Source organism: Pseudomonas sp. TE6288 (assembly GCF_054062095.1).
In genome coordinates this window covers 126,814-139,533 of the sequence record NZ_JBSSEW010000011.1, presented here as the reverse complement: position 1 = coordinate 139,533, position 12,720 = coordinate 126,814, and the positions used below count along the sequence as shown (strand labels likewise).

At 60.8% G+C, this 12,720-nt stretch carries 12 protein-coding genes; 6 read left to right on the top strand and 6 right to left on the bottom strand.

The features are described from left to right. Nucleotides 1-15: 15 nt before the first annotated feature. The 4 genes from ACVWY1_RS13435 to ACVWY1_RS13420 form a co-directional block, all read right to left on the bottom strand. Nucleotides 16-1,521, bottom strand: a complete 1,506-nt coding sequence (locus ACVWY1_RS13435) for a hypothetical protein (protein WP_102683946.1) — start codon at nucleotides 1,519-1,521, stop codon at nucleotides 16-18. Between the two features lie 5 nt (nucleotides 1,522-1,526). Then, nucleotides 1,527-1,916 carry a GtrA family protein gene (locus ACVWY1_RS13430; protein WP_102683947.1) on the bottom strand — a complete coding sequence of 130 codons (390 nt, stop codon included), beginning with the start codon at nucleotides 1,914-1,916 and terminating at the stop codon, nucleotides 1,527-1,529. 44 nt (nucleotides 1,917-1,960) lie between these two features. Further along, on the bottom strand, nucleotides 1,961-2,899 hold the full coding sequence (locus tag ACVWY1_RS13425) for a glycosyltransferase family 2 protein (RefSeq protein WP_102683948.1): 939 nt from the start codon (nucleotides 2,897-2,899) through the stop codon (nucleotides 1,961-1,963). Between the two features lie 145 nt (nucleotides 2,900-3,044). Further along, nucleotides 3,045-3,635, bottom strand: a complete 591-nt coding sequence (locus ACVWY1_RS13420; RefSeq protein WP_277502172.1) for an LOG family protein — start codon at nucleotides 3,633-3,635, stop codon at nucleotides 3,045-3,047. Between the two features lie 345 nt (nucleotides 3,636-3,980). On the opposite strand from ACVWY1_RS13420, the gene azu reads away from it, so the two are divergent. After that, the gene (gene azu / locus ACVWY1_RS13415; RefSeq protein ID WP_102683950.1) at nucleotides 3,981-4,427 is read left to right on the top strand and encodes an azurin; all 447 of its coding nucleotides are present in this window, start codon (nucleotides 3,981-3,983) and stop codon (nucleotides 4,425-4,427) included. 114 nt (nucleotides 4,428-4,541) lie between these two features. On the opposite strand, the gene nadE is transcribed toward azu, so the two are convergent. Together nadE and pncB are read right to left on the bottom strand one after the other, a co-directional pair. Beyond that, nucleotides 4,542-5,369: an ammonia-dependent NAD(+) synthetase gene (gene nadE / locus ACVWY1_RS13410; protein WP_277502171.1), complete on the bottom strand. Its 828-nt coding sequence runs from the start codon at nucleotides 5,367-5,369 to the stop codon at nucleotides 4,542-4,544. 3 nt (nucleotides 5,370-5,372) lie between these two features. Beyond that, entirely contained in the window at nucleotides 5,373-6,578 is a 1,206-nt protein-coding gene (gene pncB / locus ACVWY1_RS13405; RefSeq protein ID WP_277502170.1) for a nicotinate phosphoribosyltransferase, read from the bottom strand. 465 nt (nucleotides 6,579-7,043) lie between these two features. On the opposite strand from pncB, the gene ACVWY1_RS13400 reads away from it, so the two are divergent. From ACVWY1_RS13400 to ACVWY1_RS13380, 5 genes are all read left to right on the top strand, one after another. After that, nucleotides 7,044-8,180 (top strand): branched-chain amino acid ABC transporter substrate-binding protein, encoded by a 1,137-nt coding sequence (locus ACVWY1_RS13400; protein WP_102683953.1) that lies wholly within the window; start codon nucleotides 7,044-7,046, stop codon nucleotides 8,178-8,180. Nucleotides 8,181-8,336: 156 nt separating this feature from the next. Beyond that, entirely contained in the window at nucleotides 8,337-9,251 is a 915-nt protein-coding gene (locus ACVWY1_RS13395; protein ID WP_102683954.1) for an ABC transporter permease subunit, read from the top strand. A gap of 2 nt (nucleotides 9,252-9,253) precedes the next feature. Further along, nucleotides 9,254-10,555: a high-affinity branched-chain amino acid ABC transporter permease LivM gene (livM, locus tag ACVWY1_RS13390; RefSeq protein ID WP_102683955.1), complete on the top strand. Its 1,302-nt coding sequence runs from the start codon at nucleotides 9,254-9,256 to the stop codon at nucleotides 10,553-10,555. Further along, on the top strand, nucleotides 10,552-11,427 hold the full coding sequence (locus tag ACVWY1_RS13385) for an ABC transporter ATP-binding protein (protein WP_031314650.1): 876 nt from the start codon (nucleotides 10,552-10,554) through the stop codon (nucleotides 11,425-11,427). Before livM ends, ACVWY1_RS13385 begins: the two co-directional genes overlap by 4 nt. Continuing rightward, nucleotides 11,424-12,140, top strand: coding sequence for an ABC transporter ATP-binding protein (locus ACVWY1_RS13380; RefSeq protein WP_102683956.1), 717 nt, complete (start codon nucleotides 11,424-11,426; stop codon nucleotides 12,138-12,140). The genes ACVWY1_RS13385 and ACVWY1_RS13380 overlap by 4 nt, the downstream gene beginning before the upstream one ends. The last annotated feature ends 580 nt before the right edge of the window (nucleotides 12,141-12,720 follow it).

The following is a 12,720-nucleotide window of genomic DNA, read 5'->3' as shown; positions in this document are numbered from 1 at the left end:
AGCGAACTTTTTGAGTCAGGTTCGCTCGCTGTCCTCGAGCACTCTTGAGCGGCGCTGGGCCTGGGCCCAGCATGCAGTCAGCGTCAGGCAAAAGGCCGCGAGCATGAAGGCTCCAAGTTCATATGTTTCGATGGACATCCAGGGTCCATTGCGCCCGAAATAGAGCTGCCAGTCACTACTCTGGAAGCTAGCGCCTTGTCCCAGTGCTCGTCCCAGGGCAGGCGTCAGCCAAAGTGAAGGGAGTGCAAGCAAAAGGGCAAAGGCCAGGCAGCACAGGCGTTGCAAGAGACTCAGCGGCATTATCGCCGCTACCACGATGGCGACAGGGAGGGCGCCGACCCATTGACGACTTTCCGAGCCTACCAACATCAGGGGAAGGAAACACACCAGGCTTGCCAGAAGTGCTTTGGGCAAGTACCGGTACTTTCCGAGACCCCAGGCGATGCATCCTGCCATCGCGATGATGATGACGGGGCCGAAGCTGAGGAAGTGCGCCACTAATGGTTTGAAGGGAGCCGCCAGGCTCTGCATAAACATGTAATGCAGGAGCGGCGGCCCTTGGAACCCATTGGTCCAATCGATCAGCAGATACATTGCCACTGCGCTTGCGGCCAGCACCAGCGCAGCGACCAGTGCGCTGGTTGGTCTAACGCTTTTCCAGAAACTGCTGTCGACCACGCTGCGTGCGCCAAGCCATACCACGACGGTGATGCTGGTCACGAGAGCCATGAAAGACAGTGTGCGTAAGGAAATCAGCGCTGTTTGGCCCCCTAGGTGTGCGCTGTGGCTGGCAACTTCATCGTCACTGAGTTGCCCTGCAAGGCTGATGACGAGCGATAAGACGAAGGGTAGGCTCACCGCGAAGAGCAGCAAGGTCAGTCTCGGGCTAAAAGATGTCGCGCTGCTGTGATCGAAATTTCTGGGCATGGCGGCCAGTGCCAGTGGGATCAGGAACAAGCCCGGCAAAACCCAGACTGAATACGCCAGAAGCGTATAGAGTGGGAACTGAAGGCCTCGTGTCCAGCACCATAGGCAAAGACAGCTGACTACCAGTGCGACATTGTCGCTGAGTACCGGATAGTAGAACGGCATAATCAGCAGTGGCCACGCCAGCAACCCAGTAGCCAGCGAAAGAAGTGCAGCCCGTGGAGCGACACCTAGTTGTCTCAGGGTGTCGTGGAGCATGCCGGCAGAAGTTGAGATCAGGATGATGTTCAGAACGGCCTGAGCCGTGCTCAAGGAATTGGCAGGCACACCGAGGGCGGAGGCGCCGATCAACGGTAGAAAGCCAGACATCCGGATGCTGCGATAGGGATCGCCGACGATGGCTTGGCCATGGCCCAGCAATTCTATGTACTGGAGATAAACCTGACCGTCCCAGCCCCTCCCTTCATTGACTGGAATGTGGCCTACGATGCTGTACAGCACCGCCAACAGCAGCGCATAGAGTAGCCCGATCATGAGGCTGCTGGGCATAGAGCGATGCCGCCAGGATCTTAGGACGCGGAACCAGGTAGCCATCACTTTTATTCTTTGCCGATGCGTTTCATGAATGCAAAACTCGAGAGAACGAAATTTATTGGAACAGTGACGAGGATCGCTGCCAGCGGTGCCGGCTCTTGAGGCCAGCCAAGCTGTTCGACCCAGAGCCAGACGACCAGCATGCCTATCAGGTATTGGAGCAGATACAGCATGGGCATCCACGCAACTGACTTGATCCCGCGATGACTTTGGAAGACAAATGTGCGATTCAGTACGTAGGCAACGACAATACCGGTGACGAATGCAACTGAGTAGCTGAGTCGGTAAGGCAAGATACTCAATAGCAGCAGATACAGCGCATAGGTAGCAACAGTGTTGAGCCCGCCGGAAAGAAGAAAGCGTGGAAGTGGATGCCTCAGTAAACCTCGGAGCATTTACCGATCATTCCCTATAGGGGCAGAGCAGCTCGTTGGGCCGTTCACTGGTGGTCGGGACCGAAATGCTCGATACGCATCGGTATCGCAAGGGGCCTGTTCTTGGAGTTTTCGTAAGCACGCCACGCGTAGGAGCCAACGATGCCCAATCCTAGGAGATTGAGGCAGCCGAGGAAGGTGATCATCAGCATGGTCATGGCATAGCCGGGGACTTCGATCATGCCGTGAAGTCTGGCGAAGAGCACGAATACAGCGAATAGCGCTGCCAGTGACGCTCCCCCACCACCGATTCGGACCAGCAAGCGTATCGGCAGGTCGGTGAACGAGAACACGCTGTCCATGAGGTAGTTGAGTTTTTTCCGTACCGTCCACGCCGAACGGCCGTGTTGCCGCTGCCGCCGCACATAGGATACGACCTGGCGTCGATAGCCCAGCCAGAAAATTTGCGAAACGAGCGAGCTGTGGCGCTCTTCCAGAGTCAACAGGGTGTCGCGGAACGTCTTGTTGCAAGCAAAGATGTCTACGCCGCCGGGTGGTATCTCAGGAACCACGTAGCGTCTGTAAAGGCCCCAGAAAACGTTAGCGGCCAGCCGGCTGGGCCAGGGATCGTCGCGGCTTTCGCGTACACCGATGACTACATCCACAGGGCGCTCAAGTAGAACCTTATTCATTTCCAGAACCAGTTGTGGCGGTTCCTGAAGGTCTGCTGCCATTACCGCGAAGCGATCACCCTGGCCTAACTGGAGACCCATGCGAATCGCCATGAACGAGCCGAAGTTGCGTGACAGCAGCGCCAATTGCGAACGCAGGGGCCCAGTGGCCAAACAGTCGCGCAGAATTTGGTAACAACAGTCTGGGCTGCCATCGATGACGAAAACTACTTCCAGCTCACCATCAAGCTGTCGATTCAGCTCACGAAGTGCTTGGAGTAGGTCAGGAATCGAATCTTCGTTTCGGTAGACGGGAATTACCAGCGTCAACAACGGCTGAGCTCCTGAGGGCGCGGCGTGGGAGATGCACTATTTAATCACCAAAATGGTCCATTGTCCGGAGCGATGGTGTGATTTTCCAGATTGATAAACTGGATGATTGCAGATCAACGCACTGGAGGAGAAGCATCCTGGGTACTTATCCGAGTGGCAATTGGCCGACCCACTTCGGCACCACGGGTGCAACGAAGCTGTCCATCCCGTCCAGCAACTCATCCGGCCGCTTCCCGAGCAACAGCATTGCCCGGTGCTGTGGTCGCACGAAGCCTTCCTCGACAATATGGTCGAGGAACCCGCCGAGCTTCGCATAGAACCCATTCACATCCAGCAGGCCCAGCGGCTTGGCGTGATAGCCCAGCTGCCCCCAGGTCCATACCTCGAACAGCTCCTCCAGCGTACCCAGGCCACCCGGCAGGGCGATGAAGGCGTCGCTGAGTTCGGCCATGCGCGCCTTGCGCGCATGCATGCCGTCCACCACCTCCAGGCGGGTCAGGCCCTTGTGGCCGATTTCGGCGTTCATCAGGCTTTGCGGGATGATGCCGACGACTTCACCTCCGGCAGCCATGGCGGCATCGGCGACGGTGCCCATCAGGCCGACCGCGCCGCCGCCGTACACCAGCGTCAGGCCACGGCGTGCGATGGCCTGGCCGAGGGCGACGGCGGCTTCACGGTAGGCAGGGTTGGCACCGATGCTGGCGCCACAGAAGACACAAACGGAACGTACAGGCATTGCTTATCTCCCTTTACATGCGCGCACAGGGTAAGGCGCATGCCTGTCGGTTCCAAGGGGATCATTCGGGACGGGCGAACTCGCAGATTGCACCACTGGCTCCGTGGGCATAGGCGGCCAGCAGGCTCTTCATGAAGCTGGTAAGGGACATTTCATTTAACTCCTAAATGAGAGGTTGTCCCATCGTCTATCAAGAGGGCATGATGTGCACTTTGATTGGTTGTATACAATCCATTGAACAAATCTACTGGCTGGCGACTTGACACCTCTTGACCCATATCAGGTACGAGCGTCCGGTTTTCAGGCAGTCTCGCAATTGATAAAACCCTGCCAAGGAGATTCATGATGTTTGCGAAAGCTGTAGCGGTATCCCTGCTGACCCTCGCCAGCGCCTCCGTCTTTGCCGCCGACTGCAAGGTGACTGTCGACTCGACCGACCAGATGTCGTTCAACACCAAGGAATTCACCGTCGACAAGAGCTGCAAGACCGTCGAGATCGAACTGACCCACGGTGGCAGCCTGCCGAAGAACGTCATGGGCCACAACCTGGTCATCAGCAAGACCGCCGACATGCAGGCCATCGCCACCGAAGGCATGTCGCAAGGCCTGGACAAGGATTACATCAAGGCCGACAACGCCGCGATCATCGGCCACACCAAGATGATCGGTGCCGGCGAAAAAGACACCTTCAAGCTCGATACTTCCAAGCTGGAAGCCGGTGGCGACTACAGCTTCTTCTGCACCTTCCCTGGCCACATCTCGATGATGAAGGGCAAGGTCGTCGTCAAGTAAGCGACGCCTGACGCAGTACCCTTGTGGGAGCGGGCTTGCCCCGCGATGGCGAAGGTGAAACCACCAACGTCATCGCAGGGCAGGCACGCTCCCACAGTTGTTTCCATAGCCGGATCAAGGGGCGAACGGCAGCTCGCGCTTGTGCTGGGTCTTGCGGTAGGTGGCGACGATGATGTCGAACGCCTCCTGGCTCACCGGCTCACCGTGCAGGAAGGCGTCGATCTGCTGGTAGGTCACGCCGTGGGACGCTTCGTCCGGCTTGCCCGGTTCGAGGTCTTCGAGGTCCGCGGTCGGTACTTTTTCCACCAGCGATTCCGGCGCGCCAAAGCTGCGCGCAATGGAGCGCACCTGGTTTTTCACCAGCCCGCTCAGCGGCGCCAGGTCGCAGGCCCCGTCACCGAACTTGGTGAAGAAGCCCATCACCGCTTCGGCCGCGTGATCCGTGCCGATCACCAGGCCCGCACGGGCACCGGCGACGGTGTATTGGGCGACCATGCGCGTGCGCGCCTTGACGTTGCCAACGACGAAGTCGACCAGGGTCGGCGAGCCGTTTTCCAGTTCCTCGACCTCCGCCGCCAAGGCCTTTACGGCTGGCGCGATGTCGATGGTGTGCACCTCGTCGGCCTTGATCACCTCCAGGCAGGCCTGGGCGTCGTGCTCGTCGTGCTGCACGTGGTACGGCAGGCGCACGGCGATGAAGGTATATGCCTTGTCGCCGGTTTCGTCGCGCAGCTCGCTGATGGCGCGCTGCGCGAGCAGGGCGGCGGTCAGCGAGTCGACACCGCCACTGATGCCCAGCACCAGGGTCTTGAGCCGGGCATTGGCCAGGCAGTCCTTGATGAACGCCACGCGCCGGGCCACTTCCTGCTCAAGGGCGGCAGCATCGGCGAATGGCGGCTGCACCTTGAGCGCCCGGGCAATCTCTTGCTGAACGGCTTGCATGGGTTACTCCTTGCTGGGGACTTTGAATACGTGGCGCATGTAAGCGACGAAGTTTTCGTCACGGCACTGCGTCTTGGCGGCTTCGTCGGAGATCTTCGCCACCGGCGAGCCGTTGCAGTCGGTCATTTTAAGCACGATGTTCATCGGTGCCACGCCGGGGATGTCGCACGTCAGGTTGGTACCGATGCCAAAGCTGACGTTGATGCGCCCGCGCAAGGCACGGAAGATTTCCAGCGAGCGGGTCAGGTTCAGGCCATCGGAGAACACCAGGGTCTTGGTCATCGGGTCGATACCGAGCTTCTGATAATGGGCGATGGCCTTTTCCGCCCAGGCCACCGGCTCGCCCGAATCGTGGCGCAGGCCATCGAACAGCTTGGCGAAGTACAGGTCGAAATCCTTCAGGAAGGCATCCATGGTGATGCAGTCGGTCAGGGCGATGCCGAGCAGCCCACGGTACTCGCGCACCCAGCAGTCCAGAGCGGCGATCTGGCTGTCGATCAGCCGTGGGCCTAGCTGCTGGTGGGCCATGATCCATTCGTGGGCCATGGTGCCCAGGGGCTTGATATCCAGCTTCCATGCCAGGTCGACGTTGCTGGTGCCGACGAAGCGGCCCGGGAACTCATCGCGCAGCACCCGCACCACGTCTTCCTGCACGCGGCTGGAGAAGCGCCGGCGGGTGCCAAAGTCGGCCACCTGCAGTTCGGCCAGTTCGTCGTCGCTGGCGTGGGCGCGCAGCCAGTCGAACTTGCCATATAGCTGGTCGCGGGCTTCGGCCAGGCGCATGCGCGGGTGCAGGTGGCGGTTGCGCACTTCGCTGATGATGGCCAGCAGCGGCACTTCGAACAGGATCACATGCAGCCATGGGCCTTTCAGGCGCAGGAACAGTTGGTCGTTCTCGATGCCGATGCGCACATAGCGCAGGTTGAAGCGGAACAGGCGCAGGAAGCGCAGGAAGTCCGGCTTGAGGAAGCTGATGCGCTCGAGGAAGGCCAGTTGGCCGTCATCCAGGGTCAGCTCGCTGAGCAGCTCGAGCTGGTTGCGGATCTCGCCCAGGTAGGGGCGCAGGTCCTCGCCGTTGCGGCAGCGAAACTCCCATTCGACATCGGCGTCCGGGTAGTTGTGCAGGACGCCCTGCATCATTGTGAGCTTGTAGAAGTCGGTGTCGAGCAGGTTGTGCACGATGCGCTCGGCGAATGCGCTCTCGCTCATCAGGGGGAAGCTCCAAAGCGGGCAATGGCGGCTATTGTGCCAGCCTTTTGCTTTTGCATGTGCTCACATCGCGGGGCAAGCCTGCTCCCGCATCGCCCGCGATCATGGCCGCGACAGGTAATTTACCGTGCGCCAGCTAGCCTTCAAACAGTGCTCCCTGTAGCAGTCGCGCACCAGTGGTGTGCAGTTCGGTGACGTCCGCTGTTACAGCGCGGTTGCACGTTAACACTTGCGAGGGTTGCAATGATGGCGGGCGCTGGTTGCTCCTTGTCTAGGCGTGTGGGTGCCACTTGCCGTGCGGCAGACGGTTGCACGCTCAATAAAGAAAAGGCCGCCGGTCGCCTCTGTTCACCCCTTGTCGTGTGTTTTCCCGGAAGACAAAACCACTGGCACGGCCCTTGCTCGGAGCACAGGGCTGAGAAGTTGTAGTGCCAACCAAAAAAAATATTCTAGGAGCACCACCTCATGTCGCAGACGTTTTACAAGAAAGGTTTCCTGGCACTGGCTGTAGCCACCGCACTGGGTGTTTCTTCGTATGTTCAGGCCGACATCAAGATCGGCGTCGCGGGCCCGATGACCGGAGCCAACGCAGCGTTTGGCGAGCAGTACATGAAAGGTGCGCAGGCCGCGGCCGACGTGATCAACAAGGCCGGCGGCGTCAACGGCGAGAAGATCGTGCTGGTCAAGGGCGATGACGCTTGCGAGCCGAAGCAGGCAGTATCCGTGGCCAACCGCCTGGTCGACCAGGACAAGGTGGCGGGCGTGGTCGGTCACTTCTGCTCCTCCAACACCATCCCCGCTTCCGAGGTTTACGATGAGGCCGGCGTGATCGCCATCACTCCCGGCTCCACCAACCCGCAGGTGACCGAGCGCGGCCTGTCCGCGATGTTCCGCATGTGCGGCCGTGACGACCAGCAGGGCATCGTTGCCGGCAACTACATTGTCGACGTGCTCAAGGGCAAGAAGGTGGTGGTGCTGCACGACAAGGACACCTATGGCCAGGGTCTGGCCGACGCCACCAAGGCCCAGCTGATCAAGCGCGGCGTCACCCCGGTGCTGTACGAGGGCCTGACCCGCGGCGAGAAAGACTTTAGCGCCGTGGTCACCAAGATCCGCGCCGCAGGTGCCGATGTCGTTTACTTCGGCGGCCTGCACCCGGAGGCAGGCCCTCTGGTGCGCCAGCTGCGCGAGCAGGGCCTGAAGGACGTGGCATTCATGTCCGACGACGGCATCGTCACCGACGAACTGGTGGCCACCGCCGGCGGCGCCCAGTACACCAATGGCGTGTACATGACCTTCGGCGCCGACCCGCGCCTGCTGCCCGACAGCAAGGCGGTGGTCGAGGAGTTCCGCAAGAACGGCACCGAGCCTGAAGGCTACACCCTGTATGCCTACGCCTCGGTCCAGGCCCTGGCCGCCGCGTTCAACGGCGCCAAGTCGAACAAGGGCGAGGACGCCGCCAAGTGGCTCAAGGCCAACCCGGTCAAGACCGTCATGGGCGAGAAGAAGTGGGACAGCAAGGGCGACCTGACCGTCTCCGACTACGTGGTCTACCAGTGGGATGCCAACGGCAAGTACCACCAGCTGGAAAAACAAAAATAACAATGGCATCCGGCCCGGGCGCGCGATGCCCCGGGCCGTTGCCCCGCGGTACCTGTCTTTGTCAGTAGATGTGCACAGTTCTGCGCTGCGAGGGCCGCTGCATCCGGGCCCTGCGTGGTCGGCGCTCGTGCAATCTCAATCAGGTGAGATTGCGTTATGGATGGTATTTTCCTGCAGCAACTGGTCAACGGCCTGACCCTCGGGTCGGTCTATGGCCTGATCGCCATCGGCTACACAATGGTCTATGGCATCATCGGCATGATCAACTTCGCGCACGGCGAGGTGTACATGATCTCCGCGTACCTCGCGGCGATCAGCCTGGCATTGCTGGCCTACTTCGGTATCGAGTCGTTTCCGCTGCTGATGCTGGGCACCCTGTTGTTCACCATCGTCGTCACCGGCGTCTACGGCTTCACCATCGAACGCATCGCCTACAAACCCCTGCGCAACTCCACTCGCCTCGCGCCCTTGATCAGCGCCATCGGCATTTCGCTGATCCTGCAGAACTACGCGCAGATCAGCCAGGGTGCCCGCCAGCAAGGCGTACCGACCCTGCTTGAAGGCGCCATGCGTGTCGAAGTGGGCACCGGTTTCGTGCAACTGACCTACACCAAGATCTTCATCCTGGTGGCTGCCTTCGTCGGCATGGCACTGCTCACCTACGTGATCAAGTACACCAAGCTCGGGCGCATGTGCCGGGCCACGCAACAAGACCGCAAGATGGCCTCGATCCTGGGCATCAATACCGACCGGGTAATCTCCTACGTGTTCGTCATCGGTGCGGTGATGGCCGCGCTGGCCGGCGTGCTGATCACCATGAACTACGGCACCTTCGATTTCTACGCCGGCTTCATCATCGGTATCAAGGCCTTCACCGCCGCGGTGCTCGGCGGCATTGGCTCGTTGCCGGGGGCCATGCTTGGCGGGATCATCCTGGGGATTTCCGAATCGTTGTTCTCCGGCCTGATCAACTCCGACTACAAGGACGTGTTCAGCTTCTCGCTGCTGGTGATGATCCTCATCTTCCGTCCCCAAGGCCTGCTGGGTCGCCCGCTCGTGGCTAAGGTGTGAACATGTCCGCTGCCAATACTGCCCCTGCTTCGCAAACCAAGGGTTTCGACCTTAAACGCAGCCTGCTGGAGACCCTCGTCGCCGGCCTGCTGGCCCTTATCGTCTTCGGCCCCGTCGTCGGCGTGGTGCTCGATGGCTACACGTTCAACGCCGAACCCGCCCGCGTCGCCTGGCTGGTCGGCGGCGTGATGGTCGGGCGATTCATCCTCAGCCTGTTCCTGCAAACGCCGACCGGCCAACGCATGCTTCAGGGCTTCGACAGCGGCGGCTCGGGCGTGCATGTGCTGGCGCCGAACTACAAGTCGCGCCTGCGCTACATCATCCCGGCGCTGATCGTTATCGCCATCGTGTTCCCGATCTTTGCCAACAAGTACCTGCTGACCGTGGTCATCCTCGGCCTGATATATGTGTTGCTGGGGCTGGGCCTGAACATCGTGGTCGGTCTGGCCGGCCTGCTTGATCTGGGCTATGTGGCGTTCTACGCCATCGGTGCCTACGGCCTGGCGCTGGGCTATCAATACCTGGGCCTGGGCTTCTGGAGCGTGCTGCCACTGGCGGCCATCGCCGCGGCGCTGGCGGGGTGCATCCTCGGCTTTCCGGTGTTGCGCATGCATGGCGACTACCTGGCCATCGTCACCCTCGGCTTCGGTGAGATCATCCGCCTGGTGTTGAACAACTGGCTGTCGTTCACCGGCGGCCCCAACGGCATGCCGGCGCCGTCGCCGACCTTCCTGGGTCTGGAGTTCGGCCGCCGGGCCAAGGATGGCGGGGTGCCGATCCACGAGTTCTTCGGCTTCGAATACAACGCCAACCTCAAGTTCGTGTTCATCTACGCGGTGCTGTTCCTGGTGGTGCTGGCGGTGCTCTACGTCAAGCACCGGCTGACCCGCATGCCGGTGGGCCGCGCCTGGGAAGCCTTGCGCGAGGACGAGATCGCCTGCCGCTCGATGGGCCTGAACCACGTACTGGTCAAGCTTTCCGCGTTCACCCTCGGCGCGTCCACCGCAGGCCTTGCCGGGGTGTTCTTTGCCACCTACCAGGGCTTCGTCAACCCATCGTCGTTCACCTTCTTCGAGTCCGCGCTGATCCTCGCCATCGTCGTGCTCGGCGGCATGGGCTCGACCGTGGGCGTGGTGATCGCGGCGTTCGTGCTGACCGTGGCGCCGGAGCTGCTGCGCAGCTTCTCCGAATACCGTGTGCTGCTGTTCGGCGTGCTGATGGTGCTGATGATGATCTGGCGACCGCGGGGGCTGATCCGCATCAGCCGTACCGGCGTGGTCCCGCGTAAAGGAGTGGCGCCATGAGCGACGAAGTCATTCTGTCTGTAGACAACCTGATGATGCAGTTCGGTGGGATCAAGGCGCTCAGCGATGTCAGCCTGCAGGTCAAGCGTAACCAGATTTTCGCCCTGATCGGCCCCAATGGCGCGGGCAAGACCACGGTGTTCAACTGCCTCACGGGTTTCTACAAGGCCACCGGCGGGCGGATCGAGCTGAACGTGCGCGGCAGCCACACCAACGTCATCCAGCTGCTCGGCGAGCGCTTCCGGGCGGCGGACTTCGTTTCGCCGGCACGCTTCGCCAACCGCCTGTACTACAAGATGTTCGGCGGCACCCACCTGGTCAATCGCGCCGGGCTGGCGCGCACCTTCCAGAACATCCGCCTGTTCAAGGAAATGTCGGTGGTGGAGAACCTGCTGGTGGCCCAGCACATGTGGGTAAACCGCAACCTGCTGGCCGGGGTGCTCAATACCCCGGGTTATCGCAAGGCTGAGAGCGATGCCCTCGACCATGCGTTCTACTGGCTGGAGGTGGTCGACCTGGTGGACTGCGCCAACCGCCTGGCCGGTGAGCTGTCCTACGGGCAGCAGCGCCGCCTGGAGATTGCCCGGGCCATGTGCACCCGGCCGAAGATCATCTGCCTGGACGAACCGGCTGCCGGCCTCAACCCCCAGGAAACCGAAGCGCTGAGCCGCATGATCCGCGTGCTGCGCGACGAGCATGACATCACCGTGGTGCTGATCGAGCACGACATGGGCATGGTCATGAGCATCTCCGACCACATCGTCGTGCTCGACCACGGCAACGTGATCGCCGAGGGATCACCGCAGGATATCCGCCACAACCCGACGGTGATTGCCGCCTACCTGGGTGCCGACGAAGAGGAACTGACATGAGCGCGCCCATTCTCGAGCTGAAGGACCTGGATGTGTTCTATGGGCCGATCCAGGCCCTGAAGAAGGTCTCGATGCACATCAACGAAGGTGAGACGGTGAGCCTGATCGGCGCCAACGGCGCGGGCAAGTCCACGCTGCTGATGTCGATCTTCGGCCAGCCGCGCGCGGCATCTGGGCAGATCGTCTATCGCGGCACCGACATCACCCGCAAGTCGTCGCACTACATCGCGTCCAATGGCATCGCCCAGTCCCCGGAAGGGCGCCGGGTGTTCCCCGACATGAGCGTCGAGGAAAACCTGATGATGGGCACCATCCCGATCGGCGACAAACATGCAGACCAGGACATGCAGCGCATGTACGAGCTGTTCCCGCGGCTCAAGGAACGGCGCAACCAGCGGGCCATGACCATGTCCGGGGGCGAGCAGCAGATGCTGGCGATTGCCCGGGCGCTGATGAGCCGGCCCAAGCTGTTGCTGCTCGATGAGCCGTCGCTGGGCCTGGCGCCGATCGTGGTCAAGCAGATCTTCTCGACCCTGCGCGAGCTGGCGCAGACCGGGATGACCATTTTCCTGGTCGAGCAAAATGCCAACCATGCATTGAAGCTGTCGGACAGGGCCTATGTGATGGTCAACGGGCAGATTCGCATGACCGGGACTGGGCAGGAGCTGTTGGTCAACGAGGAGGTGCGTAACGCCTACCTGGGCGGGCACTGATCCAGCACTGGGGCCGCAGCGCGGCCCTTTCGCCGGCAAGCCGGCTCCCACAGGGGTGGTGCTTGGCTTGAGGGCCATGCAACCGGAGTGGGAGCCGGCCTGCCGGCGAAGGGGGCTGCCATGCAGCCCCAACCCAAGTCAGTCGAGATGTGGACAAGTTGTCGCATATCTTTCTCGAAGCACTCCATAACTCCCACGCAAGCTATTGTTTCCACAGCTGGAAAACTTTCCACGGATTATGTGGAACCGCCTGTGGAAAACATGGTGGCACCTTGCTCAAGCCCTTGTATACCGCAGCCTCCAAGGATCTGTTCGTTTTTTGATCAGGTCTTGCTTGTGCATGATTTATCGAGGGTTTTTAGCAGCAGCGCGGTTCATCCACAGCTATCTGAGTTCTGTGGATAAGTCTGTGAAAAAACTTTGGACAGACCGCCGCAGACGGCAGGTTGAAAGCGTTGCGCCATCACGGGCAGATGTCCACAGCAAGCAAAGGTTCCCTGGAACCGACAAGTTGCCCCCAATCTGTGGGGAAAGCCTTGTGGATAAGATGCGCATAGCCTGACGAAAGCCCCCAATCACG

Excerpts from the sequence above, each read along its gene's own strand:
- livM (WP_102683955.1), top strand. The coding sequence starts at position 9,254 with ATGTCCGCTGCCAATACTGCCCCTGCTTCGCAAACCAAGGGTTTCGAC.
- ACVWY1_RS13395 (WP_102683954.1), top strand. The coding sequence starts at position 8,337 with ATGGATGGTATTTTCCTGCAGCAACTGGTCAACGGCCTGACCCTCGGG.
- ACVWY1_RS13435 (WP_102683946.1), bottom strand. The coding sequence starts at position 1,521 with ATGGCTACCTGGTTCCGCGTCCTAAGATCCTGGCGGCATCGCTCTATG.
- nadE (WP_277502171.1), bottom strand. The coding sequence starts at position 5,369 with ATGCAAGCCGTTCAGCAAGAGATTGCCCGGGCGCTCAAGGTGCAGCCG.
- ACVWY1_RS13430 (WP_102683947.1), bottom strand. The coding sequence starts at position 1,916 with ATGCTCCGAGGTTTACTGAGGCATCCACTTCCACGCTTTCTTCTTTCC.
- pncB (WP_277502170.1), bottom strand. The coding sequence starts at position 6,578 with ATGAGCGAGAGCGCATTCGCCGAGCGCATCGTGCACAACCTGCTCGAC.
- ACVWY1_RS13385 (WP_031314650.1), top strand. The coding sequence starts at position 10,552 with ATGAGCGACGAAGTCATTCTGTCTGTAGACAACCTGATGATGCAGTTC.
- ACVWY1_RS13380 (WP_102683956.1), top strand. The coding sequence starts at position 11,424 with ATGAGCGCGCCCATTCTCGAGCTGAAGGACCTGGATGTGTTCTATGGG.
- ACVWY1_RS13400 (WP_102683953.1), top strand. The coding sequence starts at position 7,044 with ATGTCGCAGACGTTTTACAAGAAAGGTTTCCTGGCACTGGCTGTAGCC.
- azu (WP_102683950.1), top strand. The coding sequence starts at position 3,981 with ATGTTTGCGAAAGCTGTAGCGGTATCCCTGCTGACCCTCGCCAGCGCC.
- ACVWY1_RS13420 (WP_277502172.1), bottom strand. The coding sequence starts at position 3,635 with ATGCCTGTACGTTCCGTTTGTGTCTTCTGTGGCGCCAGCATCGGTGCC.